Below are 25,468 nucleotides of genomic sequence, written 5' to 3' on the forward strand. Positions count from 1 at the left end.
CTGAAAAGCACTTTTGATTATACCTTTTTTGGAACTTTATTAAAAAGTTGAAATATTAGATTTTTAATAAAATCCATTTGATCAGTTACATCTACAGTAGGTTCATCCATTTAAGGGTGAATATAAATTATCTCAACATTAGTTTTCAGGACCAGCTAAAGCATAATCGTTGCGATCAGTATTCCTTATTGTCGATTTAAAGCCAAACGATCTTATTCTTGAGCAATTAATATAGTGATGCTTAATCTATTCAAAGTACTGCGTTTGAAGTGCTCTTTATGGATCGTACTCGAAAAAAGGAAAGGTAAACAAAAACGGGAAGGTTGTTTTAAGGGGTATACCCCAAACCAAGATATATTTAAAAATCGGTATTCAGTATAATTATTATTAAATCCTTTGAGGGATGAAGCGAATTTAATTTCAAATAAGAATTAAAAAAGCTAAAATTCTAGCAATGATTGAATCTTCAAATTCAACAACATATTAATTTAACGAAACACTATAACGGCCACATTATTATGATTATTTTAAAATGAATATTAAAAAAATGCCTGCTGTAACTTTAGAGCCGAGAGTTATTTCATTAAAAGAGTTTTACGAACAAGATTTCACGATTCCAGATTATCAACGTCCTTATAAATGGACAGAAAAGCATGTCCGCACGCTGTTTGATGATTTAGATTGTTTTGTTGCCGGAATTACTGCAAAAAACCGTGATGATGATCGTTATAAGTATCGCCTAGGCACCATTGTTCTGCACAAATCAATTTGCTTTAAGGGGTACACTGCTTTTGGTCAGTATTCTCTTAACAACAAATTACAGCTTAAGTTACCTGACTTGAAAAAAAATATTGTAGATGGACAGCAGCGTACTTTGACCTTTTATTTAATTTGGCATGCATTGCAAGCTAGAAGTCATGAATTAAACAAATTAGATATTCCTCAGTTTACATTAGATATTCCAGCATGTCGTATTACTCAAGAAAATTTACGTCGAAATTATGATGTTATTGAAAAGCTGATCGACAAGCCACGCTCAACATCCTTAGCGGAATATATTGATATTCTTTTAACCAAATGTGAGTTTGTCATTGCTCAGTTAAGTAAGCTTGCAGAGGCTTTTCAGTTTTTTGATTCACAGAATTCAAGAGGATTAGATTTATATCCACATGATTTGTTAAAGGCTTATCATCTGCGAGAGTTTGACCCTATTGAAGCGGAGCTAAAGGCAAAAGTGGTTCAACAATGGGAGCAAAGGAAAGGAGAAGAGGTACATCAAATTTTTTCTCATTTTCTCTATCCAATCAGACAATGGACCAAAGGCAAAAAAGCATTTCAATTTAGTAAAGCACAGGTTGAGGATTTCAAAGGAATATCATTACATCAAGAAGATCATTTACCCCTGAGTCATGCATATCGTATTTTACATAGTATGGTCGATGAATATAACAGTGATCGCTTTCGCAGAGTAGATAACCTGAATTTAGCTTATCCATTTCAAATCACTCAGACCATGATCAATGGGCGCCGTTTTTTTGAATGGTTTAGCTATTATGAAAGTAAAGCTTTAGGCTTACTTCATCCACAAAGTCATGATGCTTGGGTTGAATCATTATTACTAACAGAGACATCGAAAAAGATTTGGAAAGTCATCAATGGTTTTACCGTGACTGAAAATGCTAAAGACTATGCATATTCAGGTAGAACAAGAACAGGTGATGGTTATGTCCGTAAAGTACTGAATTGTTTTCTATTGGCATACTATGATCGTTTTGGTATTACAGAGTTTTCTAGTGCTTTAGAAGTAGGATTTATTTGGGCATATAGTTTACGCCTTAAGCAATCTAGTATCTATGAGTCCAGTATTGAGAACCATGTAAGAGATCATAACCTCTTTAGGCGTTTAGATGAATCACTACGGCCGAAAGACTTTTTAAATTTTTCGCTAAATATTTATGTTAAAGCCAGCCAAACCACGAGAACAACAGGTATTGAGAAGTTATTCAAAGAGATGAAATACATGGCGGAGCAAGGATAATGTCTATAGATCAAACACAGCCATATACCATCTTGCAATTATTAAGCGAAGATGTGAATTATCAAATCCCCGTGTATCAACGAAATTATGCTTGGGAACAACCTCAAATCAGTGCATTGATACAGGATGTTTATGATTACTATGTAAAGTCCAAAGAAAAAATGGAAAACTATTACATTGGTAGTTTAGTTGTCGCACAAAAAGATCATTATTTTGAAGTTTTGGATGGCCAGCAACGTTTTACAACTTTAAATCTTATCGTTTTATTTTTGAAATCTAAGCTTAATCATCCGAAGATAAGTCAACTTACCCGCACAAGATTAAGTTTTGAAAGCCGTGAAAAGTCTATCATTCTCTTAAATTCTTTATGGAAATACGCGAGTGTAGATAATTTATCTTTTGAAAAAGAACTAACTCGATTGAATGTAGAGTATGCCGATCATTCTATCTTAAAAGGTTATCGAATTATTGCTCAAGAGTGTTTAAGGATTGTTCGAGAAGAGGAACTAGAACAGTTTGCCGATTATTTATTTGATCGCGTGGTCATTTTGCGTACGAAGATTCCAGAACTTGCGGATGTGACACATTATTTTGATGCGCTGAATAATCGTGGAGAACAACTAGAAGCGCATGAAGTGATTAAGGCACATTTTCTTAGTTTGCTAAGTACAGATGAAGATGATCGTAATACTGTTCATCAAGTATGGTCGGCATGTCAGGACATGTACAAATATGTTGCCTATGGCTTTAATACAGATCAGAGAAAGCACATATTTGGTGATGCATATCATGGTTGGTTGGTTCAAAGTTATGGTGAGCTTAAGCAATATTTATGTATCAAAAATACAGTGGAAAATACTAGCTCTGAAGGGAAAAGCTCATATGGAGATAAGCTCGCTTTGGATGATATTCTAAAGCTTAATCCTGTACCTATTAGTCAGAAGTTATATGAGGAGGAATCAAGTGAACGTTTCACAAGCATTATTGATTATCCAAATTTCCTCATGCAAGTTTTAAAAATTTATATTAAAAAACAGTCGAAAGAAGGTGAATCTAGTAAAGTTTTACTCGATGATAAGACATTATTAGAAAGTTTTAAAAACATTATTATTCATCCCGAGCATGTAAAAAGCTTTATTTATCTGCTTTTAAAGACAAGGTATTTATTTGATTTATATGTCATCAAGCGTGAGAACAGTCAACAGTATAAAGGGTGGTCGCTTAAAAAACCAAAATGTTATTTTGCTGGCAATGTGAGTTATGTAAATACTTTTTCTAAGGCTGATCAGAGTGGAGACAATGAATTAGCACTAGGTGGCAGTCAAAGAAATCTAGTCATGCTTCTATCCGCTTTTCATGTTTCTTATCCGACACATGCACGTAAGAATTGGTTGTTTAGTGTTTTGTATTGGCTCACTAGCCATAGCCAACAAGATATTAGCTTAGATAGCTATGTTATATATTTAGAAGATTTAGCACGTAACTTGATTAAGAAGCGTTATTTAAGTGCATTAGCGCAAGATTATGAAAGTTTTATGTATTCTGAACAGTTTGATTATGATACTACGGTGACAGCACAAGATGTTGAAGCTTATTTTACGTACAAAAGGATCCGTTCCTTTTGTTTAAACTATCTAGATTATATCTTGTTAAAAAATAAGCTTGGAAAACATTCTGAATTTTACTTCAGTTATAAAGACTCGATTGAACACTTTTATCCGCAAAATCCAAAGGTAGGTGAGCGATTACCTTCAGAGATTTTAAATTGTTTTGGTAATTTAGGCTTAGTTAATCAGAGCGAAAACTCTACTTTAACCAATGATATGCCAATTCAAAAAGCCAATTGGTTAAGGAGACATACGAAAGTACCAATTAGTTTAAAATTGGAGCTGATGATGCAGGCTGTGGACAAGAATGAATCGGAATGGAATAAAGAGAGTATAGAAAAGCATCAACATGAAATGGTAAAGCTATTGTTAAAAGATTTAAACGAAAAAGTATGCTCTTAACAGCATACTTTTATTCGTTAAATCATATGTTTATAAAAATTGGGACAAAGAATTATAAGGGACTAATACATGGTTAGTGTATGAGAATGTATGTTAGCCATGATTTCTTTACTATTCATGCAGATGAAAACCTTCAGTTTAAATACAATTACAATGCGTCAATGACACAATTTTACGAATTATACATGTTCAGTAAGCAAGTCAATCAAGGAACATTTGATATTAAGTCATTTTAACTCACGCATAAAAGTGCTGTGTACCTGAATTAAAATTAAGCATTTTATCTATTCCATATATTGGATTGATACGCAAAATATTAATGTTTGCTTTTGGGCTGAATAGAATGAGTTGGTTATTTTGATTGCATTTTATTTGTACATCGTCGGTAATCACGTACAAAGTTTACACACGCATTTTGTTTTGAAGTGTAAACCATCACCATTATTTTTTGATTATCTAATCTGAAAGCGTATATTCGGCCTACATTAATGTGACAATTTTTGTCAGCTAGGAAGCAAATATGAAATCAGTCAGGGATCAGATGATACATCAATATTTAGTACAGTCATTAACACAGCAACGAGCTTATCAGCTGAGTGTTGCACAAAATTTTCGATTGATAGGCAAGAAAGTAAATAATCAAATTTTATCATTTGCCATGCCATTAGGACGACATATTTTTAAGCAGTGTGCTTCGTACTCTGAACCAGTAATGATGCAATAAAAGGCAGAGTATCTTATGGCAGATCTTTCTAAATCGGCTTTATTGTCAGCACATGATTTAACTTCTCAACGCTGGGTCATGGTTTCCGTCATGCTCGGCACTGGCATTGTCAGTATAAATAACAACAGTTTTAATCCAGCAATACCTCAATTCATGCATGACTTCCGTTTGGCAGAAGTCAGTGTAAGTTGGCTGATGATTATTTTTTTATTGACCATGAGTTTAAGCCTGTTGCTTGCAAGCTTTCTAAGCCAACGTTTTGGACAACGCCGTATTTATTTAATATCACTTTTTGTCTTTATGATGAGCTCAGTCTTGGGTGCATTTGCAACACAATTTTCTGTTGTATTGGCTGCTCGCGCATTACAAGGCATCTCAAATGGTTTGATGGTTCCATTGTCGTTGGGAATACTGTATTCAGTCATTCCTAAAAATGAGCGAAGTGCTGTCACAGGGCAGTGGAGCGGCATGATGATGCTGAGTTTAGCTGCTGGCCCAATGATTGGTGCATTGGTTTTGGCGTGGCTTGATTGGCAGTCTCTATTTTTAATCAATATTCCTTTGGCTTGTTTTGCATGGATTATTGGCTGTATTTTCATTCCTAAGCCAATGGTGCAAGTTCAGCCTGTCTCATTTAATTGGTCAAGTTTTGTTTGGCTAACTGGATCTGTAGTCTCTTTATTGGTCGCTTTAAGTCAAGTTCAACAACTTGCAGACTTGAGCGGGTATTTATTCATTCTATTGCTGTTGGTGAGCCTATTCAGTGCAGGTTTATTTTATCGGACTAGACATAATCAATTATTTCCCATAATTAATTGGCAGTTATTCCAAAGCTCTATATTTAATAAAAGTTTAATCATTTCAACAGCACACACAGCAGCATTATTTATTTTATTGTTACTAATTCCATTACTGATTCAAAATACATTGAGTTTAAGTGTTTTGTGGACAGGTTTTTTACTTATGATTAGTGCACTCATCACTAGCTTATGCGCTAAACGTGTTGCACAATATTTGAATCAACAAAATGCGAAATGGCTAGTCAGTATTGGACTATGTTTTTCAAGTATGGGGTTTATTGGATTAAGTTTGATTCAAACAAACGCACTTTGGCCAATTGCAGTATGTCTTATTATTCACAGTGTTGGTTTTGGTTTGTCTTATATGCCTGCAACAACAACTGGGCTAAATCAATTAGAACAGCAAGTTTTAATCAATCAAGGCGCATCACTAAACAACTTACTTCGCCGTTTATTTGCGACGATAGCCGTGCTATTTGCTGCTTTATATTTACAACTGCAGACACATTATAGCTTGCCTACAGATTCTATTTCAGCTGTTCAAATCCATGCAATACATGAGTTGTTTGCTGTCTGTGCCAGTATGATGCTACTGGTCTTGCCGTTGGTATTAAAATTTCCAAGTGCAAAATTATAAATGAGTATTCATAATCTATAAGTAAAAAATGTTTGATCTTTAAATTAACAGTACTAAGTACAGTGCTTTCTTGCAAAGAAGGTCAAACATTTGCTCGCTCAAATTTCATTTGAGATATTGATTAGAGAAGGCGTGTAGTAATTTATTGGTATGTCACCGAATAAAAGCTCTACACTTTAAGATTAAACATGCTATTTTGCAGCGGTGTAAATAAAAATAGATGAAAATTTAAAACACATAACATTTAGATCGACAAACCATGGGGTGGGCGAATGACATCAAAAATTCAAGCAACAATTTTATTACTTGGTGAGCAATCAGATACTTATTTAAGCACATTACAAGCTCGGTTCACTCAGATTGAGCAGTTAAGTTTACAGACTGATCCAACTCAATATTTAAATACATATGGTCATCAGTTTGATATTGTAGCAACCAGTAATCAAACGGGTATTGATGGTAAAATGATAGATGCTTTACCTAACCTGAAACTGATTGCTAGTTTTGGCGTGGGATTTGATAGCATAGATATAGACTATGCGCACTCAAAACAAATTATTGTTACCAATACACCGCATGTATTGAATGATTGTGTAGCTGATACAGCAATGATGCTCATGTATGCATTGTCTCGACAATTACTTACAGCAGACCGATTCGTGAGATCAGGACAGTGGGGGGCAGGTAGTTTTCCATTAACATCAAGTTTAGCTAAAAAAAATTGTGCCATTTTAGGTATGGGTAAAATTGGTCAAGCTATTGCTCAGCGCGCAGAAGCTGCAGGTATGAATATTATTTATCATAATAGACAGCCGAAAACGGAATTAAACTATACATATATTGAAACACTTGAACAGCTTGCAGCTGATGCAGACATGCTTGTGTTGGCATTACCAAATACCGCGACAACACAGCATATCGTTAACGCTCGTATCTTAAAGAAAATGAAACCGAGTGCATTTATTGTCAATATTGCTCGCGGTGCAGTGATTGATGAGTTGGCTTTAATAACAAGTTTAATTAAAAAAGAAATTGCTGGTGCGGGTCTAGATGTTTTTGAAGTTGAGCCTTGTACAGAAAGTCCATTATTTAAATTAGATAATGTAATTCTCACACCACATTATGCAAGTGGTACACATGAAACACGTCAAGCGATGGCAGATTTAGTTGCAGCTAATATTCAAGCATATATTCAAGAAAATCGCGTACTGACAGCTGTTTAATTTTCTCTAATAACCCGTACATCTTCCTCTTGAAATTCAATTTAGGGGGAAGTGCCTATTTAAGTTGATAGACGTAGCTATTTAAAAATATAAGAGAGATGGCATAAGTTATAAAGTAGATAGATATATTTAAATTTAAAATACTTACATATACTGAGTACCTTGTATTGGGTATTAAGCACTTCGATTTTGTTCTGCAATCAAGGATTTAGGCTGTAATAATTCAATTGCTTTATTCTAAATGATGATCATGGCGTTTGCCGATGGAAACATGATCCAATATCAAAAAAACTAAATATACTCAGGGAAATCAAGATCCATACTAGCCCCAATTTTGTCAAAGGATAAGTATTTTTTGGTGGTAGCCCAGATGGATTTCATGACTATTTAAGAGGTTATCTAAATCTTAGACGAAAAGTAATTGAACCTTTGATTTTATTTGATTATCAGTATATTGAAACTTATAAAACACTAATATACTTGCTAAATTATGGGCTATATTTGTTACCGTAAGTTAGATGATTTTGATAATTTATGAAATGCGTGGATAAATTAAAGAGACCATGTGTAATTTTTAAGACATCATGAATAATTTATAAGCATATAGATAATTTTAAATACAGTTCATTCAGCCAAAAAGAATCAAATTAACGATATATATTCAAAATAAAAAATATTCAATGAATAATTATTTTACTATAAATGTCTGAAATAAAATGTATTTATTTATTTTTAGTGATTTCCTATTCACATATTACAAAAATATAGGCTTTGAATAGCTCATTTATTCATAAAGATAGCGTGAAAAGTTAATTTACATAGAGATATATGTTTGTAACATAAGCATACAATTAGACCAAACACTTGTATTCAATATGAACAATACATTCAAATTAAAGCTATTAACGCTTTTAATCATGAGCAGTATTTATCCTGTTGCACACGCAGAGGATGCAGCTGTGCCAACAAATAATGAAAATAAAGTTGAAGCTTTAAATACCATTATTGTGACAGGAACAAGAAAGATTAATCGTTCTGCAACCAAGTCATCACAACCGATTGATGTGATTACAGCAGAAGATTTACAACAACGGACGGGTACAAGTGAACTTGGCACAGCATTGTCAAAGCTGATCCCATCGATCAACTTTCCGCGTCCATCTGTAGCAGATGGTACAGAGTTTGTCCGCCCTGCACAGCTTAAAGGCTTATCACCTGACCAAGTCTTGGTTTTAGTCAATGGTAAGCGCCGTCATACAAGTGCATTTATCAATATGGGCGGTACGATTGGGCGTGGTTCATCACCTACAGATTTAAATGCCATTCCAATGTCTGCAGTGAGCCGTATTGAAGTATTAAAAGATGGTGCATCTGCACGTTATGGTTCAGATGCGATTGCAGGGGTGATTAACATCATCTTAAAAACTGACACCAAGCATGGTGAAGCAGGTGTGCGCTATGGCAAATACTCCAAAGGGGATGGAGAGCAAAAGCAAAGCTTTATTTCAGGTGGAACAGACTTAAATCAAAAGGGCTTTATTACTTTTGCAGGTGAGTGGGAAAACGATGACAGCACCAACCGTGCAGGTTTAGATAAGCGTGATCCTGCTGCAACCACCTATGGTCAACGTACATTTCGTTATGGTGACCCAGAACAAGACAACGTTAAAGTTGCAATTAATAGTGAATATGATTTAACAGATGCTGCAACATTATATGGTTTTGCAACATATAGCCGTAAACAAGCAGAATCTGCAGCCTTTTACCGTTTAAGTAATTCAAGCAGTAATATTCCTGCTATTTATCCAAATGGTTATTTGCCACTTATTTTTGGTGAGTCTGAAGATATTGCCGCAGTATTTGGCTTGAAAGGTGAGCTTGCAGATTGGCGTTACGATGCTTCGATCAACTATGGTCGTAATAAATATCAAGTACGCACAGACACTATTAATGTCAGCACATATAAAGATTTTAATTACACACCAACCCGTTTTTATAATGGTGCGTTAATTAATGATCAAACCGCATTTAATTTTGATCTATCACGTGATTTTGACATCAAATTTTTAAGCGGCCCGTTAACGTTTTCAACAGGGGTGCAATATTTAAATCAAAATTATGAAATTGAAGCGGGCGATCCAAATTCATATTATAAAACAGGCTCTTCAGGCTTAGCTGGTTTTAGAAATGCAGATGCTGGAAAATGGTCGCGTGACAATATTGCAGCTTATCTTGATTTAGATACCAATATTACTGAAAAACTCTCGGGATCATTGGCATATCGTCATGAGTATTATAATGATTTTGGACATGCAGATAACGGCGCTTTATCTTTGCGCTATGAAGTGAATCCAAAAATTGCTTTTCGTGCCAATGCATCTACTGGATTTCGTGTTCCAAGCCTTGCACAGCAATATTATACGCAAACCTCTTCACAGCTAGTCAATCAAAGCATTGTTGAAGCAGGAACATTTGCTACAGACTCTAAAATTGCACGTTTATTAGGTGCTGAAGACTTAAAGCCTGAGAAATCAAGAAACTATAGCGTTGGTGTGGTGTTGACACCAAATGATCAGTTTTATTTAACCCTTGATGCTTACTTAATTGATATTAAAGATCGTATTACACTGTCTTCAAACATTGCAGCCAACAGCGCAACAGTGAAGTCATATTTGGCAGCCAATGGTATTACCGATATCAACTTTGATACAGTCCGCTTCTTTAATAATGCAGCAGATACACGTACCAAAGGGGTAGACTTAGTCGCAAACTATGCATGGAATAATATTCCATATGGTAAGTTGAACAGCTCACTTGCCTACAATTACAATGAAAATAAAGTTACAAAGGTTAGAGCCAACCCGGATATTTTGAATAGTCTGGGTGTCAACCTCAACCGCCTTGACCGTAGAGAGCAATATGGTATTTTGGCTGCAAGTACGCCAAAGCATAAGCTAACCATTACCAATGATTATACATTGGGCAATTGGGGCGTGAGCACCAACGTAACACGCTATGGTAGCTTTAAAACGTATAGTAACAGTGGCCCTGCGTATGATCAAAAATACTCAGCAAATTGGATTTTGGATTTGGCGTTATCATACAAATACAAAAATTGGAAATTTGAAGTTGGTGGCGACAATATTACCAATGTCTATCCTGATAAAGATAAAACCACAGCAAGTTCGACAGGTGGTAGCATTCAATACAGCTTATTCTCACCATTTGGTGCCAATGGCGCGTTTTACTACTCTCGTGTAACTTATCGCTGGTAAGTTCAGCATCAAAAGTGCAGTGAAATCCTTCGCTGCACTTTAAATTTTTAAGGATTGTGTACTGTGCCGTTGCTTCGTTTAATCAGCTCGTTTTTGTTATTCACGTCTGTTTTTTTAGTGGGCTGTGAACCGCATCAAAACAGTCATGATGCTTCAATTTCTGAAGCCACCTTATTAACCATGCCTGCCAATATGCGTGATTTATTGGCAAGAAATACGGTGCCAATTCATACCACATTGAATACTGATGCGGTTAGTAAAATCCCTCAAGACTATCATTTTGTGCAAGATGGCTATTTCACCGTAGCAATTATCGCAGGTAATTCACCGCCAATTACTACATTGGCGTTAGACAATAAAACACCGATTGGAATTGAAGTTGATATTGCACGTCTGATTGCAGACAGCTTAGGATTAAAATTAAAACTGATTCCAACTTCATGGGAAGATTGGCCACTTGGGATTGATTCTGGCAAATATGATGCCGCATTAATTAATATTTCTGTCAGTAAAGCACGTAAAGCACGCTTTGATTTCGTCACTTATCGCAAAGATAGCTTAGGTTTATTTGTTGCTAAAGACAGTCCAATTCAAGAAATTAAAACTGCCAAAGATGTAGCAGGGCAGCGCGTAATTGTTGGTGCAGGTACCAATCAAGAAAAAATTCTTTTGGAATGGATTGATGAAAACGAACGTTTAGGTCGTGCAAAAACCACGCCTGTATATTTTGAAGATAAAGCGATGGCCATTTTGGCATTAGAAGCTGGACGTGCCGATGTGTATTTTGTGCCGAACCCTTCAGGTACATGGCGAATGGAAAATGGTGCCAATATTAAACGTGTAGGATATTTAAACGGTGGTTGGCCAAAAACTGCCGACATCGCAGTGACATTGAAAAAAGGTACCGGACTCACCTCAGCAATTCAAAGTGCCGTAGATGGCAACATTAAAAATGGCAATATTCAGCAGGCGCTTGGCCGTTGGGGACTTGCCAATGAATCGCTTGAACATTCAGAGATTAATCCCGTCGGCTTTGGTGAGTAAATTTAATTATGCAACACAATCATTCTTCTGCGTATAAAGTCGTAAAAGTAAAACATCCACTCAGGTACATTGGCAGTTTAATCGCAGTCCTATTCATTTTGATTTTGTTGGAATCTGTATTTTTTAACAGTAAATGGGAGTGGTCAGTATTTCGGTTATGGTTTTTTGATCCTGCTGTTATCAGTGGCTTATTTTTAACCTTAAAACTGACCTTTGTTGCCATGTTACTCAGCTTCTTTTTAGGTGGGTTATTGGCCATGATGCGGTTATCAAGCTCTTGGTTGGTACAAAGCGTGGCTTGGTTTTATATTTGGCTGTTTCGTTCGGTTCCTTTATTGGTGGTACTGATTATTTTATATAATTTTTCATATCTTTATGAAAAAATTGCCATTGCGATTCCATTTACAGAAGTGGTGTTTGCAAGTTATAAAACAGTCAATGCATTAGATCAATTCACCACTGCACTCATTGGTTTAGCTGTCGTTCAAAGTGCTTATACAGCTGAAATTATTCGAGGTGGTATTCTAGCTGTAGACAAAGGACAGTTTGAAGCTGCATCTGCACTTGGCTTGTCATGGTGGCATCGGACATCACGAATTATTTTCCCGCAGGCAATCCGTAGTATTTTACCTTCACTTGTCAATGAGTGTATTAGTTTGTCGAAAGGGACGGCCATTGTATATGTATTGGCGATGCCTGAATTATTTTATACCGTGCAAATGGTTTATAACCGTAATCAGCAAATCATTCCATTATTGATGGTGGCTGCTGTGTGGTACACCATTATTACCAGTGTTTTTTCAGTCATTCAATATGCAATTGAAGCCAAGCTCAATCGCAACCAAAAAAAAGACAACATTATTGGACGTATATTACGTACTTTTCACAAGAAACATGGATAGCTCATGACAGAGACATTAAAAAAAATTGGTCATATTTCAATTCAAGGCATTACCAAAAAGTTTGGTTTAGATTATGCACTTAAAGATATTCATCTTGAGATTCCAGCAGGATCTGTGACAGTTATTCTCGGTCCTTCAGGCTCAGGTAAAACCACGTTATTACGTACCATTAATCGCTTGGAAAAAGCAGATGAAGGTGTAATTCAAATTGATGATGAGTTTATGGGGTATCGCTTAAAGAATGACACCTTGTATGAGCTGAAAGAAAAGGATGTGTTAAAGCAGCGAATTCATGTGGGCTATGTATTTCAAAATTTTAATTTATTTCCCCATTTAACCGTATTGCAAAACATCATTGAAGCCCCTTTGGCACATTTAGACATCAGTAAAGCGGAAGCCATTGAAAAAGCCAAAAAATTATTGGCCAGTGTGGGGTTAGCCGATAAAGTTGATGCATGGCCACAACAGTTGTCAGGTGGCCAACAGCAGCGCGTAGCCATTGCACGTACTTTGGCATTAGACCCTAAAGTTATTTTATTTGATGAGCCCACCTCTGCATTAGACCCAGAGCTTGTCGGTGAAGTCTTATCAGTAATTAAGCAATTGGCCAAGTTAGGTAAAACCATGGTGGTGGTCACTCATGAAATTGGCTTTGCTAAAGAAGTAGCAGATTATGTGGTTTTCATGGACAAAGGTACAGTGATAGAACATGGCAGTGCCGATGCTGTATTAAATAGACCTCAAGAAGAACGAACCAAAAGCTTTTTATCAAAAGTGATTTAATCATATAGGATAAACAAGATCTGATTGATATTTAATCCAAAGTCGGTATGATAAAAAGATCAGCCTCTTGAGTGCTATTGTGAAAAATACGTCAACGTTTTTAGTATTGCTAACCGCTTTACTGCTTTTCCAAAGTGTTTGGAATGTAGCAGCGGCATTTTGCAATCATGAAACAGTGACGTCATCTAAAGAGTGGCACTTAGGGCATCATGTTTCAGGTCATGCGCATACAGCACATGCTGAACAAGCAAAATCAATGAAAATAGTCGATACAGATGATCATAGCGATCATTTGCCTTCTTTTGCGCCTATTATTTTGGCATCAGAAACCATGTATCATCAGCATCGTGGTTCTCAGATGGATGCAATCCGTCATTTAGATTGGAATAATTCTTATCAATCTCCATACTTAGAGTTTAACTCGCCCCCTCCAATGCTCACCCCGCTATAAGGTGGGGTAGCCAAAAAACAGCCCACCGTCACTCATATTATGATGTAAACGGGGCTTTATCATGTCTTTCTTATGCTCAAAACAGCAATTTAAAAACAATTTATATGGTGTGTCCGTAGCGTTAAAAACACCAAAATGGCGTATTCTACTTGCCATGCTTTTAACAAGTAGTGCAATGTCATTACAGGCACAACCTGTTTTGTCATTGGCGGATGTCACTCAAAAAATACAGCGTTATCAGCAACCTGATGTTTGGCAACAACAGCAACAAATCACTCAATTTAATGCCCGTCAGCGCGGTCTTTGGGATAACCCAACTTTAACCATTCAACAAACTGGTTTCAAAAACGGTCAAGAACAAGAGCTTGAAGTCACATTGTCACAGCCAATTGATGTGTTTTCGGTTCGAAAAAAAGCGGCTTATGCTGCCAATTTACAAGGTCAAGAAGTGACTTTGAATCAGACGTTATATCAGGCCAAACAAGGGCTAATTATTTTATATTTTTGGTCTGAGATTAGTGTGTTAGAACAAGAGGTGGCTGTACTTGATCAGCAGTTGAAGATTAGTCAAGACAACTTGCAAGCTGCCACTTTAAAGCAACGTGCAGGCAGTATATCTCAGCTTGATTTAGATCGTATTCAAATTAGCCATTTAGAAAATCAAGCCAAATCTTTACAACAGCGCCGTGCATTAAGTGTGTTGAAACAGCAATTTGCTTATTTGTGGGGTGATGATCATGCAGAGTATCAATTGGCGACTCAAGCAGGGCTACCTGATGAAATTACCAATCAAACGGTTGATACCACATCATCATCAACTCACAATTTATATCAGCGCAGCATGCAATTACAGCATGCTCAATTGCAAGCACAAGCTGATTATTTGAAAGCCAAATCACGTCCTATGCCATCTGTAATTTTGGGGACGACACGTGTTAAAGCTGCAGAAAATAATGTGACTGATCAGCAGGTACGTGTGGGGATTGAAATTCCATTAACCATTTTTAATCGTGAACAATATAGTCAGCAAATTGCACAACAAAAAATGCAATTGCTTGAGCAAGAAACGCTGCGAAATCAAAAGCAAAATCGATTTGATGAGCGTGCACTTTATGCTGAAATGAGTATATTGCTAGAGCAATATCAGTTACTGATTCATCAGCAAATTCCGCTGTTAAACCGTATACGCGATAAAATGTTTGTTGGTTTTCAAGCAGGCAAATATGCAGTCACTGATGTGCAACTTGCAACATCGACGTTAAAACAACGTCAATTTGAATCATTACAAGACTTACGTGCCATTTGGCAAAAATCACTGCAACTTAAAGCACTGCATTTAGGTATTGATCCTGAAACTATCCTTAACAAAAACGCCTTGAGCCAATTAAATCAATCCATATGGAATAACAGTTTAAACCTTGCCACAGGTGGAGAATAATAATGAGCCAACAAAAAAACAAAATGACTGAGTGGATTTGGATCATCATTATTATTGTCTGTACAGTGATTGGGCTTGCATACTTTCAACTCAAAGGCAGCAGCAATTCAAGTGATGAACATCAAGAGGAAGATGGTCATGACCATGCCAATGAATCAGCGACTGCCCCTGTTAAAAACACACATGCAGATGGTGGCAAAGATCATGATGAAGAAAAGCCGATAGTTTTAACAGCCAAGCAAGTGGTTGAACAAGGGATTCAATTTGCTCACGTTGAGTTGGGGAAAGTCAATACGATTGAGCTTTATCCCGCTAAAATTGTGAGTAACAGTGATGAACAAGCCCATATTTCACCAAGCTATGCGGGTCGGGTTGAACAAGTCCATGTTGGTTTAGGTGATATTGTTAAAAAAGGGCAAACGTTGGCTGTTGTCTATACCCCTGATTTGGTTGAACAACAAGCCAATTTGAGTATTGCTCAAGAAAATTTAAAGCTGTCACAGCAAGATTATCAACGTGAAAAAGCGTTATTTGATCAAGGCATTTCAGCCAAACAAGATTATTTACGGGCATTCAATGCTTATGCACGGGCACAAATTGAAGTTAAAGCATTACGCGCTAAATTAATCGCGCTTGGGTCTTCAGCTCAATCACAAGGATGCTATGCCATTCAATCGCCAATGCATGGCGTCATCTCTAAAAAAGATTTGGTGGTGGGTGAGTATGTTCAGGTCTCTGATCAAATCTTAACAATTGATCAAGTGGGTCAGTTGTGGCTTGAATTTGTTGTGCCACGTGCTTGGGCAAATCAATTGCAAACAGGTCAACAGATCCGTTTTCAGTCTTTTGATCAGAAAATTTATCAAGCTCGAATTAAGTCATTGTCTCCTGAAGCGGATGCAGCGACAGGGCAACTTAAAATTCAAGCAGATGTACTTCAGGCTGATGCGCTATTAAAACCAAATGTTATGGTCAATGTACAACTGCAATCAAGCAGTCAAGCTGACCGTATTCGTGTGTTAAAAACAGCAGTACAGCAAGTGGAGGGCAAAACGGCAGTCTTTGTCGTGACTGAAAATAAAGGCAATATTTCAATTCGTCCACAGGTGGTGGTATTAGACGATGCTTATGCCGATGACACTTGGGTGGCTATAAAATCAGGATTATCGACTCAGCAAAAATATGTAACCCAAGGCAGCTTCCTTTTAAAATCTGAAATGGAAAAAGGAGAAGCTGATCATGGTCACTAATGATGTAACAATGCCAAAGCCAACAGGGATCTTTGATCGCTTAATCCAGTTTTCAATTCAAAATGCCATTTGGGTGATTTTCTTTACCTGTATTTGGATTGCAGTGGGTGTTTTTAGTTATCAAAAGTTATCAATTGATGCTGTGCCAGACATTACCAATGTTCAAGTACAAATTAACAGTCAAGCCAATGGCTTTACAGCACAAGAAGTTGAGCAGCGAATTACCTATCCGATTGAAACGGTGATGTCAGGTATTCCAAATTTGCAACAAACCCGTTCAGTGTCACGTTATGGGTTATCACAAGTGACAGTGATCTTTCAAGAAGGCACAGATATTTATTGGGCAAGGCAATTAATCAATGAGCGTTTACAACAAGCACGAAATGACTTACCAAGCAGTGTTAACCCTGAAATGTCACCCATCTCAACAGGGCTTGGAGAGATTTATCAATGGGTGATTCGAGCTGATCCACAAGCTAAAAAACCAGATGGGCAACCTTACCAACCTATGGATTTACGCGAAATTCAAGATTGGATTGTTCGTCCACAATTACAGCGTGTCGCAGGCGTGGCGGAAGTCAATAGTATTGGCGGGTTTGAGAAAACCTATGTGGTTTCACCGAATCTTGCACGTTTACAGCAGTTAAATATTGACCTTGGGCAATTGGTACAAGCTTTAGAGCAAAACAATGAAAACCGTGGAGCAGGCTTTATAGAGAAAAATGGTCAGCAATTGACCATTCGTGTGCCCGGTATTTTAAAGTCTGTGCAAGAGATTGAACAGGTCTTGGTCACCAATATCTCAGGAAATCCTATTCGAGTGGCTGATGTTGCTGATGTTTCTTTAGGGCATGACTTGCGCACAGGTGGTGCAACGTATAATGGCGAAGAAACTGTATTAGGTATTGCTATGATGATGATGGGTGAGAACAGTCGAACCACAGCACAAGCAGTACATGACAAAGTACAGCAAATTCAAAAAAGCTTACCTCAAGGCGTGGTGATTGAAACAGTTTATGACCGAACCAATTTGGTGGACAAAGCCATACAAACGGTGGCAAAGAATTTGATTGAAGGTGCAATCTTGGTCATTGTGATTCTTTTTATCTTCTTAGGGCATTTTCGCTCAGCATTAATTACTGCCTGTATTATTCCACTGTCAATGCTTTTTACTTTAACAGGTATGGCAAAATATAATGTGAGTGCCAATTTGATGAGCCTTGGCGCTTTAGATTTTGGCATTATTGTAGATGGCGCTGTGGTTATTGTTGAAAACTGTATTCGTCGTTTGGCCATTGCTCAGCATCAACAAGGTCGGTTATTAACCAAGCAAGAGCGTTTTAAAGAAGTATTTCTTGCGGCACAGCAAGCGAGACGACCACTGATTTATGGTCAATTGATTATTATGGTGGTGTATATCCCAATTTTTGCTTTAACAGGAGTTGAGGCGAAATTATTCCATCCGATGGCGATTACTGTGGTGTTGGCATTAATTGGTGCGATGATTTTATCAGTCACTTTTGTGCCTGCAGCTGTTGCATTGTTTGTCACAGGTCAAGTGGCAGAAAAAGAAAGCCGTTGGATGGCTAAACTTAAATCAGGTTATTTGGCAGGTTTAGATCTTGCCTACCAATTTAAATATGCACTGATAACAACCATTGGCGCAATTTTAATTCTCACCTTCACAATGGCTGCCAAGATGGGCAGTGAATTTACACCAAGACTCAGCGAAGGTGATTTTGCAATTCAATTTATGCGTGCACCAAGCACAGGAATTGAGCAATCTTTATCTATGCAAGAACGTGTTGAAAAGCAATTAATTGCTGAATTTACAGAAATTAAAGCTATCTTTGCTCGTACAGGAACTGCTGAAGTGGCAACAGATGTTATGCCACCTAATATTTCAGACAGTATTGTGTTACTTAAACCGCGAGCAGAATGGAAAAACCCCAAAGAAAGCATGGATGAGTTACGTGAGCGGATGATGGCGTATGTCAATACAATTCCTGGACAAGGCAATGAGTTTTCACAACCAATTGAACTGCGATTCAATGAATTGATCTCAGGAATACGAAGTGATGTAGGGGTTAAAATTTTTGGTGATGATTTAGAGGTGTTGGATCAGCAAGCCAAAAAAATTGAACAGCAGCTGAAATCTATTCGTGGTGCTAGTGAAGTCAAAGTTGAGCAAACTCAAGGCTTACCCATGTTAAATGTTAATATTAACCATCAATTGGCAGCACAATATGGTATTTCAATTAAACAGATTCAAGATGTAGTGGCATTGGCAATTGGTGGACAGTCAGTTGGCAAAATACTACAAGGCGATCGCCGTTTTGATTTTGTGGTGCGCTTATCGCCTGCGCTACAAACGGCCACCGCATTAGAGCAATTGGTCATTCAACGCCCAACGGGTGGAGCAATTCTATTGAAAGATCTAGCACGTGTTGAAGAAATTGCAAGTTTAAGTCAAATTAGCCGTGAAGATGGAAAACGCCGTGTTGTTGTGACAGCCAATGTACGTGATCGTGATCTAGGTTCATTTATTGAAGATGTTAAAAGTACCCTTGACCGTCAAACGTTACCTGCAGGCTATTGGCTCAGTTTTGGGGGACAGTTTGAAAATCTTCAATCGGCAACAACACGCATGCAAATTGTTGTTCCCATCGCACTCATTTTAATCTTTGTTTTATTATTGGCGGTATTTGGTCGGGTATTAGAAAGTGCGCTGGTATTTATGGGCGTACCATTTGCATTGTCAGGTGGAATTGTTGCGTTATGGCTTCGAGATTTACCATTATCGATGTCTGCTGGAATTGGTTTTATTGCTTTATCGGGTGTTGCTGTACTGAATGGGCTTGTGATGCTGAGTTTCATTAAAGAGTTAAGACAACATTTAAATATCGTTGAAGCAACGTGGCAAGGTGCGGTACTTCGTTTAAGACCTGTGCTAATGACAGCTTGTGTTGCCTCACTTGGATTTATCCCGATGGCACTTGCCACAGGTACAGGCGCAGAGGTGCAAAGACCATTGGCAACGGTAGTGATTGGCGGGGTGATGTCATCGACATTATTAACATTAATTGTATTGCCTGTACTGTACCGTTGGTTGAATGAGCGTTTTACGCGTCAAACTTAATTTTTAATTTCATGATAAGCACCACAGGCAATTCACTTGGCTGTGGTGCTTTTGTTTTAGATGGTATTTTTATGAGTATTTTATGTTTAAGGCTGCAGATGATATTTTTTAAATTTTCTGCAATATGTTAGAATTCGGCATCTTTTATGGGGTTCAATCCATTATTTTAGGAGCATCTACATGGCGGGTCATTCTAAGTGGGCCAATATTAAGCATCGTAAAGCAAAACAAGATGCGAGTCGTGGTAAAGTTTTTACAAAATATATTCGTGAGTTGGTGACTGCTGCAAAACTTGGCGGAGCTGATCCGCAAGCCAACCCAAGACTGCGTGCTGTAGTTGAAAAAGCGCTTTCTGTGAATATGACGCGTGACACCATTAACCGTGCTATTCAGCGTGGGGCGGGTGGTGAAGACAATGATGATCTTAAAGAAGTAACCTATGAAGGTTATGGTGTGGGTGGTGTTGCTGTATTGGTTGAAACCATGACAGACAATTTAAACCGTACTGTGCCTGATGTACGTCATTGCTTTACCAAAACCAATGGTAACTTAGGCACTTCAGGTTCAGTGGCGTATTTATTTACCAAGCGTGGAGAAATTGCATTCGAAGATGTGTCTTTAGAAGACCAAATTATGGATGTGGCATTAGAAGCAGGTGCAGAAGATATTGAAGTTTCTGAAGACCAAATTTTAGTGATTACTACACCTGAAACCTTTGGTGATGTACAAGATGCTTTAACCAATGCAGGGTTAAAATCAGACAATGCTGAAGTGGTGATGAGTCCATCTACTAAAGCTGAAATCACAGATCTTGATCAAGCAAAACAAATCATGAAAATGATTGATATGTTTGAAGATTTAGATGATGTACAGAACGTATATACCAACGTTGAAATTCCTGATGAAATCTTAGAGCAATTAGATTAATTCATTGATTTTAAAATATAAAAAAAGCAGCTGCATTACAGCTGCTTTTTTATGCTGTTGAGTACAGCTCAATTAAGCGTCATTTCATGTCACATATTAGTAACAATAAATCTGATGACTCTAAATAGAGTTCTTCTGTTAAAAAAAATACACTATGTCTAGATGTTTAATATAAAAATGACAGGACATACTATGTATAAGAAAATTATATTGGGTGGATTAATTGCAGTTAGTGCTTTACCAACATTTGCAGCAGATGAAAATGAATTAATTGTCAGTGGGGTCAATACAGATGAAGTGATGGCTTTGGCACTGAAAAAACAGCCCACCACTGTTGTTAAAGCATCTCGTGAAGTAGATGGCAGTATTGTAAAGTTTACTGCCACCGTGGATCGTCAAATTAATGGCGAACTATATACGTTATATGATGATACAGGGTATGTCTTTGCACATATTAATCAGAATTTATACCCTTATGGGCGTCTTTATCGCGGTGTTCGTGTGCGTATAATTGGTAAAGTCTATACGTTAAAAACCAAACCAAAGCACATTCAGGTAGTGAGTATTCAAATTATTGGCTAGTTTTTATAAAGCCTCGCCCAAAAGGGCGGGGACAGTGGGTTTTATATTTTTTTAAATAAACGCCGTTCACTTAAAATCAAGCTTAGTCATAGTTTAAAACAAAAGTTGCGGTTGAATTGGCAGTACCTGCAGTCACTTTTTCTTGAGTCGCAATATAATTTGCAAAAAAATTCATCTGCAGACTTTTGTTTTCATTTACAAGTTGAGGCTGAGTAAATGTTTCAAGTGGTAATAGTTTTTGGTTACTGTCTAAAATTTGAATTGCGACATGGCTTGCAGTTGAATCTTTAGACAATGCAAGTAAATTGGGGTTAATTGTATTTTGTGACCCTCGAAATGCCAGCGAAACATTTTTTGCTGTGCAATCAAGTAAACGAATGGTGAAGGGAATCATGCGTGTTTGATCCCCCACATTCAGCATGTTTTTGGTCCCCCATGTGCCTAAAGGAACATTAATGTTTTGACTGTCTGCAGCAACAGTACAGGTACGGTCAATAATTAATGCTTTAAAGCGTAAATTGACTTTGACTAAAGGGTCAGCATGCAAAATAGGTGCATACAATAGACAACAGGTAATCGCAAATTTAAGCATATTCATTATAAAGACCTTTAATCATGCCATTATTTATTGGAAGTCGATACGTATATGACCTTGAGCTGCCACAGGCCCAGCTTTTGGAATTTGTCCAGTGATGCTGACAGGCCAAGATTTTAAAATAAAGTTACTTCGTGCATTTTCATCTAAGCGAAAAGGAATAAAGCTATTGATATTGTTTGGAATAAGAACAGTATCGTTTACATCTGCAAGTTGAAAACCAACATCTGGATTATCTGAAATAATCATATTATTTGTGAAATTGGCGACTTCAAGTCGTGCAGATAACATTTGTTGTGCATCAATATTTTTGCATTCAATGCCAACATTTTTAGTGATCACATTCACACCTTGCGCTTTTGTACCCGCACCACCTGAAAAAGCACTTGATGGAATCGATCCGAAATCAAATTCAATGACATCGCCTACATCAAAGCTACATGATTGAGGTACAGTCATTACGGCATTTAATCGAATAATCACAATAGGGCGGCTAGGAGTGTCATTTGCTGACGAGGCTGCATAGACATACCCAATATCACGGTTGACTAAAAAGGATTGACCGACAAATTTCTTTTTAATTCTCAGTTTAACTTTAACTTGTCCACCCGTACCATAGAAATTGCCACACGTCCCATTGCATAAGTTACTAATTGAACTTTGAGGAACATCGAAAAAAGTTTTTCTATTTCCAGCAATATAGACTTTCATGGCAACTTGTAAGTAGTCGTTATTTGGGACATCAAACCATTGTGCGCCATCACTGCTTCCTGCAGATGTCAGTCCTGTTGCAGGTTTAAAAGTGAAATAAGTGTTTTGAATAACATTTGCACAAGCACCAGACACCGAATACGTCCCACCTCGAGATAAGTCTTTCCATGGTGGAGAATAACCAGGATAGTTTTGAGTTGAGTTAAATGAATATTCATGGTTATAAATAAACGCAGACCCTGCAGGATAACAATCTGCAGCGAGTGCGGAATTTAGGCTGAACAGGTTCACTAAAAAAAATGCCGGACAACTTAATGCAAGTGAATATTTTATTTTTTTAAAGTTCATTGAATTTCCTATTGGCAATTTAATTGAAGTTTAGTAATGCCGACATCTGATGTATCTTTGTCAAATTTATATTTGGCATTACAGTTTTCAGTTTCAGATGTGCCCCAAGAAATTTTGAGTGTGCCTTCATCTTTCAAACCACTTAAATAAGCTTGTCCATCTTTTCCAACAATACTGCTCACTTTTTGTGATTCCTCAGTAATGGTTGAACCATAAGGTACATATTCATTTAGATGTTTAAGGGTAATTAATGCTCTATGACCAATACGTGTATCAAATCGAGCACGCACAATGGCACCTTTCATTGGAACAAGGTTTTGAACATTATTTAAAATTTCTGTTTGCTCATTCATACTGTCGGCTTCTAAAGCAACCCGATTGAGTCGATAATTTTCAGCAAACGGCACAATGGCATAGCCTCTTGAATCTGTATAAATATTGGTTGAGTTTTCAACTTTTACATTTTTTGCACCTTGTGCATCAATTAAAATGTTGGTATCACCCAAAGTTTGACCGAAAGTTATACCGCCAGAATGAAGAATTAACCCACCTGAGAAATCATAGTTGAGGCTCTTGTCTTTACCGCCATCGCTAAAGCTATAATTTGCACCAGCACTACCATATTTCGTATCGACATGTGCAGCTGCTATACCAAACGCACCAGTTTGACTATTACGACCTTGTTGTACGTTATAGCTAAATTGACGATCTTCACCAAGCGTGCCATTCAGACCTGTTTGAATTGAATTACTGCCATAAGAATTTCGAACCACACTCGAATTACTATACACTTCGTTGTTGACACGATCTCGCTTGCCAAAAAAGGCATTCAGTGGCATAGAGATGCTGGCAGCAATTGTGTTGGTCTTTTTATTAAAGATATTTGGTGAATCTTGCATTGCCCAAGACAACGACAGCGTAAAGTATTTAAATGCATTTGCGTAGCCGATTTGATAGCTCTTACTGTCTTTTGGAGCATTCCAATAGGACTGATAATTCGCGGACGCATATAAAGAGCCATATTTACCAATATTTTGGTTAACACTGACTTGAAAGCGTCCTTTTTTAGTAAAACTCAAATTATAATAAGAGCTTGGGTCATAAAAGCTATTTCCGAATTCATCAAATTTTTTCTCAGGTTCTAACTGCTCCATCGACTTATAAGCAACTTCATTGAGGTTGTAGAAGCCTTTTGTAGAATAGCGATAACCCAAAATCTGAATGGTAGTACCTAGCTCATTAAGAGATTTTGAATATAAAAGACGGTAAGATTGACCTTGGGATTTTTCATGGTTCGGCAAGGTACTATTGGCATGCGTCATATCAAAAGATAACGCCCCCCAATGACCCATATTTTTACCAATCCCTAATAACCCTGCACGGTATTTAGATGCAATTTGGGTACCGCCAAACACAGTCACCCCATTTTTTAAACCACGGCTTAATGTCCCTTGGAAAAAAGTTGGATTATCTTGGTCTCGGTTACCACTTCTAAATTGCCCAGCTGTAAGGTCAAATACCAATCTTCCTTCACGTAACAGCATCGGAATACCTGAATAAGGCACAATAAAATGTTGGATTGCACCCATTGTTTCTTCAACAGTGACATCCAAGTCACCACTTAAAGCCATGCTTGTTAAGTCATTGATCTCAAAAGGACCTGGGTTCACATTGGTTTGATAAACAATATAACCATTTTGTCGAATAGTAATGGTACTTTTGCTATTTGCAATGCCTCGTACAACAGGCGCATAGCCTTGCATACTGATCGGCAGCATTGCTTCAGAGCTGTATAAGCGTACACCACGAAAACCCATACTTTCGAAAATGTTGTTATTGATCGTGCTATCACCAATGACCAATTCACTTTTTAAAGGAATGATTGATTTTTCAACATAATTTTGTACTGAATTCCATCTTGAGCGATGTATATTTTCAGTATGATGGTTCATATAATTATATGTTGAAAAATTTCTAAATCTAAAACCGCCAATATTAAAGCCTGAATTTAAAGACACAAAAACGCTGTCGCTTTTGTCTGAAGAGTTTCCGTTTAAATTGTAGTTTAGATAAGCTGCAGTGATACCTTCATCCCATTCAGATGGAGGAATATACCCTCTAGCATCACTTCTAATCCAAATTTGAGGAATACTCATGTCAAGCCGTTGTAAATTAAAGTTATAATTTACCGATGCTTCTGGAACGTATTTTTTTATATCGATACAGCTTTGACGTGCAAGCGTTTCTTGGTCAGGAAAATCATAGACTTTCACACCTAAAGATAAGAGCCATTTACTATCTATACAAGGCGCCAAACCGCCAGAGACAGAATCACTCTTCGCTGTCTGATAAAAGTTTAACTCTTTATTTACTGCCAAGTTATCATTAATGTAGACATTAACGCGATAATTACCTGGCAGTTGATATCCTTCTTCAAAATTCGATAAATCCGCAATATTTGAACCCTCAGTATTTAATAATAATGCAGGGTTAAAATAATCTTGCGCATATGCTAAATTTTTTGATAAGGCAAGAGAACAAAGAATGATATTTAAATAAAGTGTCTTTCTGGGAAATTTGAGCTTTACCATA

Annotated in this window: 17 protein-coding genes; 14 read left to right on the forward strand and 3 right to left on the reverse strand. The window is 37.2% G+C overall.

The window, feature by feature from the left end; translation table 11 throughout:
- The first annotated feature begins 532 nt into the window (after positions 1-532).
- From CFY84_RS01440 to CFY84_RS01510, 14 genes are all read left to right on the forward strand, one after another.
- Positions 533-2,038: a DUF262 domain-containing protein gene (locus tag CFY84_RS01440; RefSeq protein ID WP_228149572.1), complete on the forward strand. Its 1,506-nt coding sequence runs from the start codon at positions 533-535 to the stop codon at positions 2,036-2,038.
- Positions 2,038-4,047 carry a DUF262 domain-containing protein gene (locus CFY84_RS01445; RefSeq protein ID WP_088822381.1) on the forward strand — a complete coding sequence of 670 codons (2,010 nt, stop codon included), beginning with the start codon at positions 2,038-2,040 and terminating at the stop codon, positions 4,045-4,047. Before CFY84_RS01440 ends, CFY84_RS01445 begins: the two co-directional genes overlap by 1 nt.
- Positions 4,048-4,786: 739 nt before the next feature.
- On the forward strand, positions 4,787-6,208 hold the full coding sequence (locus CFY84_RS01455) for an MFS transporter (RefSeq protein WP_088822384.1): 1,422 nt from the start codon (positions 4,787-4,789) through the stop codon (positions 6,206-6,208).
- A gap of 272 nt (positions 6,209-6,480) precedes the next feature.
- Positions 6,481-7,431, forward strand: coding sequence for a 2-hydroxyacid dehydrogenase (locus CFY84_RS01460; RefSeq protein WP_088822385.1), 951 nt, complete (start codon positions 6,481-6,483; stop codon positions 7,429-7,431).
- 875 nt (positions 7,432-8,306) lie between these two features.
- A complete protein-coding gene (locus CFY84_RS01465; protein WP_088822387.1) occupies positions 8,307-10,706 on the forward strand; it encodes a TonB-dependent receptor plug domain-containing protein in 2,400 nt (799 codons plus the stop codon).
- Positions 10,707-10,769: 63 nt separating this feature from the next.
- Positions 10,770-11,750 (forward strand): ABC transporter substrate-binding protein, encoded by a 981-nt coding sequence (locus CFY84_RS01470; protein ID WP_228149573.1) that lies wholly within the window; start codon positions 10,770-10,772, stop codon positions 11,748-11,750.
- Positions 11,751-11,758: 8 nt separating this feature from the next.
- On the forward strand, positions 11,759-12,652 hold the full coding sequence (locus CFY84_RS01475) for an amino acid ABC transporter permease (protein WP_088822389.1): 894 nt from the start codon (positions 11,759-11,761) through the stop codon (positions 12,650-12,652).
- 3 nt (positions 12,653-12,655) lie between these two features.
- Entirely contained in the window at positions 12,656-13,435 is a 780-nt protein-coding gene (locus CFY84_RS01480) for an amino acid ABC transporter ATP-binding protein (protein ID WP_088822390.1), read from the forward strand.
- A 79-nt stretch (positions 13,436-13,514) separates the two neighbouring features.
- Entirely contained in the window at positions 13,515-13,886 is a 372-nt protein-coding gene (locus tag CFY84_RS01485; RefSeq protein WP_088822392.1) for a cation efflux protein, CzcI-like, read from the forward strand.
- A gap of 61 nt (positions 13,887-13,947) precedes the next feature.
- Positions 13,948-15,324 carry a TolC family protein gene (locus CFY84_RS01490; RefSeq protein ID WP_088822394.1) on the forward strand — a complete coding sequence of 459 codons (1,377 nt, stop codon included), beginning with the start codon at positions 13,948-13,950 and terminating at the stop codon, positions 15,322-15,324.
- 2 nt (positions 15,325-15,326) lie between these two features.
- Complete coding sequence (locus CFY84_RS01495) at positions 15,327-16,574, forward strand: efflux RND transporter periplasmic adaptor subunit (protein ID WP_088822395.1); 1,248 nt, start codon at positions 15,327-15,329, stop codon at positions 16,572-16,574.
- Positions 16,564-19,713: an efflux RND transporter permease subunit gene (locus tag CFY84_RS01500; protein WP_088822397.1), complete on the forward strand. Its 3,150-nt coding sequence runs from the start codon at positions 16,564-16,566 to the stop codon at positions 19,711-19,713. Before CFY84_RS01495 ends, CFY84_RS01500 begins: the two co-directional genes overlap by 11 nt.
- A 180-nt stretch (positions 19,714-19,893) precedes the next feature.
- Positions 19,894-20,640: a YebC/PmpR family DNA-binding transcriptional regulator gene (locus tag CFY84_RS01505; protein ID WP_088822398.1), complete on the forward strand. Its 747-nt coding sequence runs from the start codon at positions 19,894-19,896 to the stop codon at positions 20,638-20,640.
- 192 nt (positions 20,641-20,832) lie between these two features.
- A complete protein-coding gene (locus CFY84_RS01510; RefSeq protein ID WP_088822400.1) occupies positions 20,833-21,222 on the forward strand; it encodes a NirD/YgiW/YdeI family stress tolerance protein in 390 nt (129 codons plus the stop codon).
- An 82-nt stretch (positions 21,223-21,304) separates the two neighbouring features.
- On the opposite strand, the gene CFY84_RS01515 is transcribed toward CFY84_RS01510, so the two are convergent.
- Genes CFY84_RS01515 through CFY84_RS01525 form a run of 3 tightly spaced genes read right to left on the reverse strand, consistent with a single transcriptional unit; the run spans position 21,305 to position 25,467 of the window.
- Positions 21,305-21,820, reverse strand: a complete 516-nt coding sequence (locus tag CFY84_RS01515; RefSeq protein ID WP_088822402.1) for a fimbrial protein — start codon at positions 21,818-21,820, stop codon at positions 21,305-21,307.
- Positions 21,821-21,847: 27 nt separating this feature from the next.
- Positions 21,848-22,876, reverse strand: coding sequence for a fimbrial protein (locus tag CFY84_RS01520; protein WP_088822403.1), 1,029 nt, complete (start codon positions 22,874-22,876; stop codon positions 21,848-21,850).
- Positions 22,877-22,884: 8 nt separating this feature from the next.
- Positions 22,885-25,467, reverse strand: coding sequence for a fimbria/pilus outer membrane usher protein (locus CFY84_RS01525; protein WP_088822404.1), 2,583 nt, complete (start codon positions 25,465-25,467; stop codon positions 22,885-22,887).
- Position 25,468: the final 1 nt, after the last annotated feature.

This window comes from Acinetobacter apis, from assembly GCF_900197575.1.
In the GTDB taxonomy this organism is placed as follows: domain Bacteria; phylum Pseudomonadota; class Gammaproteobacteria; order Pseudomonadales; family Moraxellaceae; genus Acinetobacter; species Acinetobacter apis.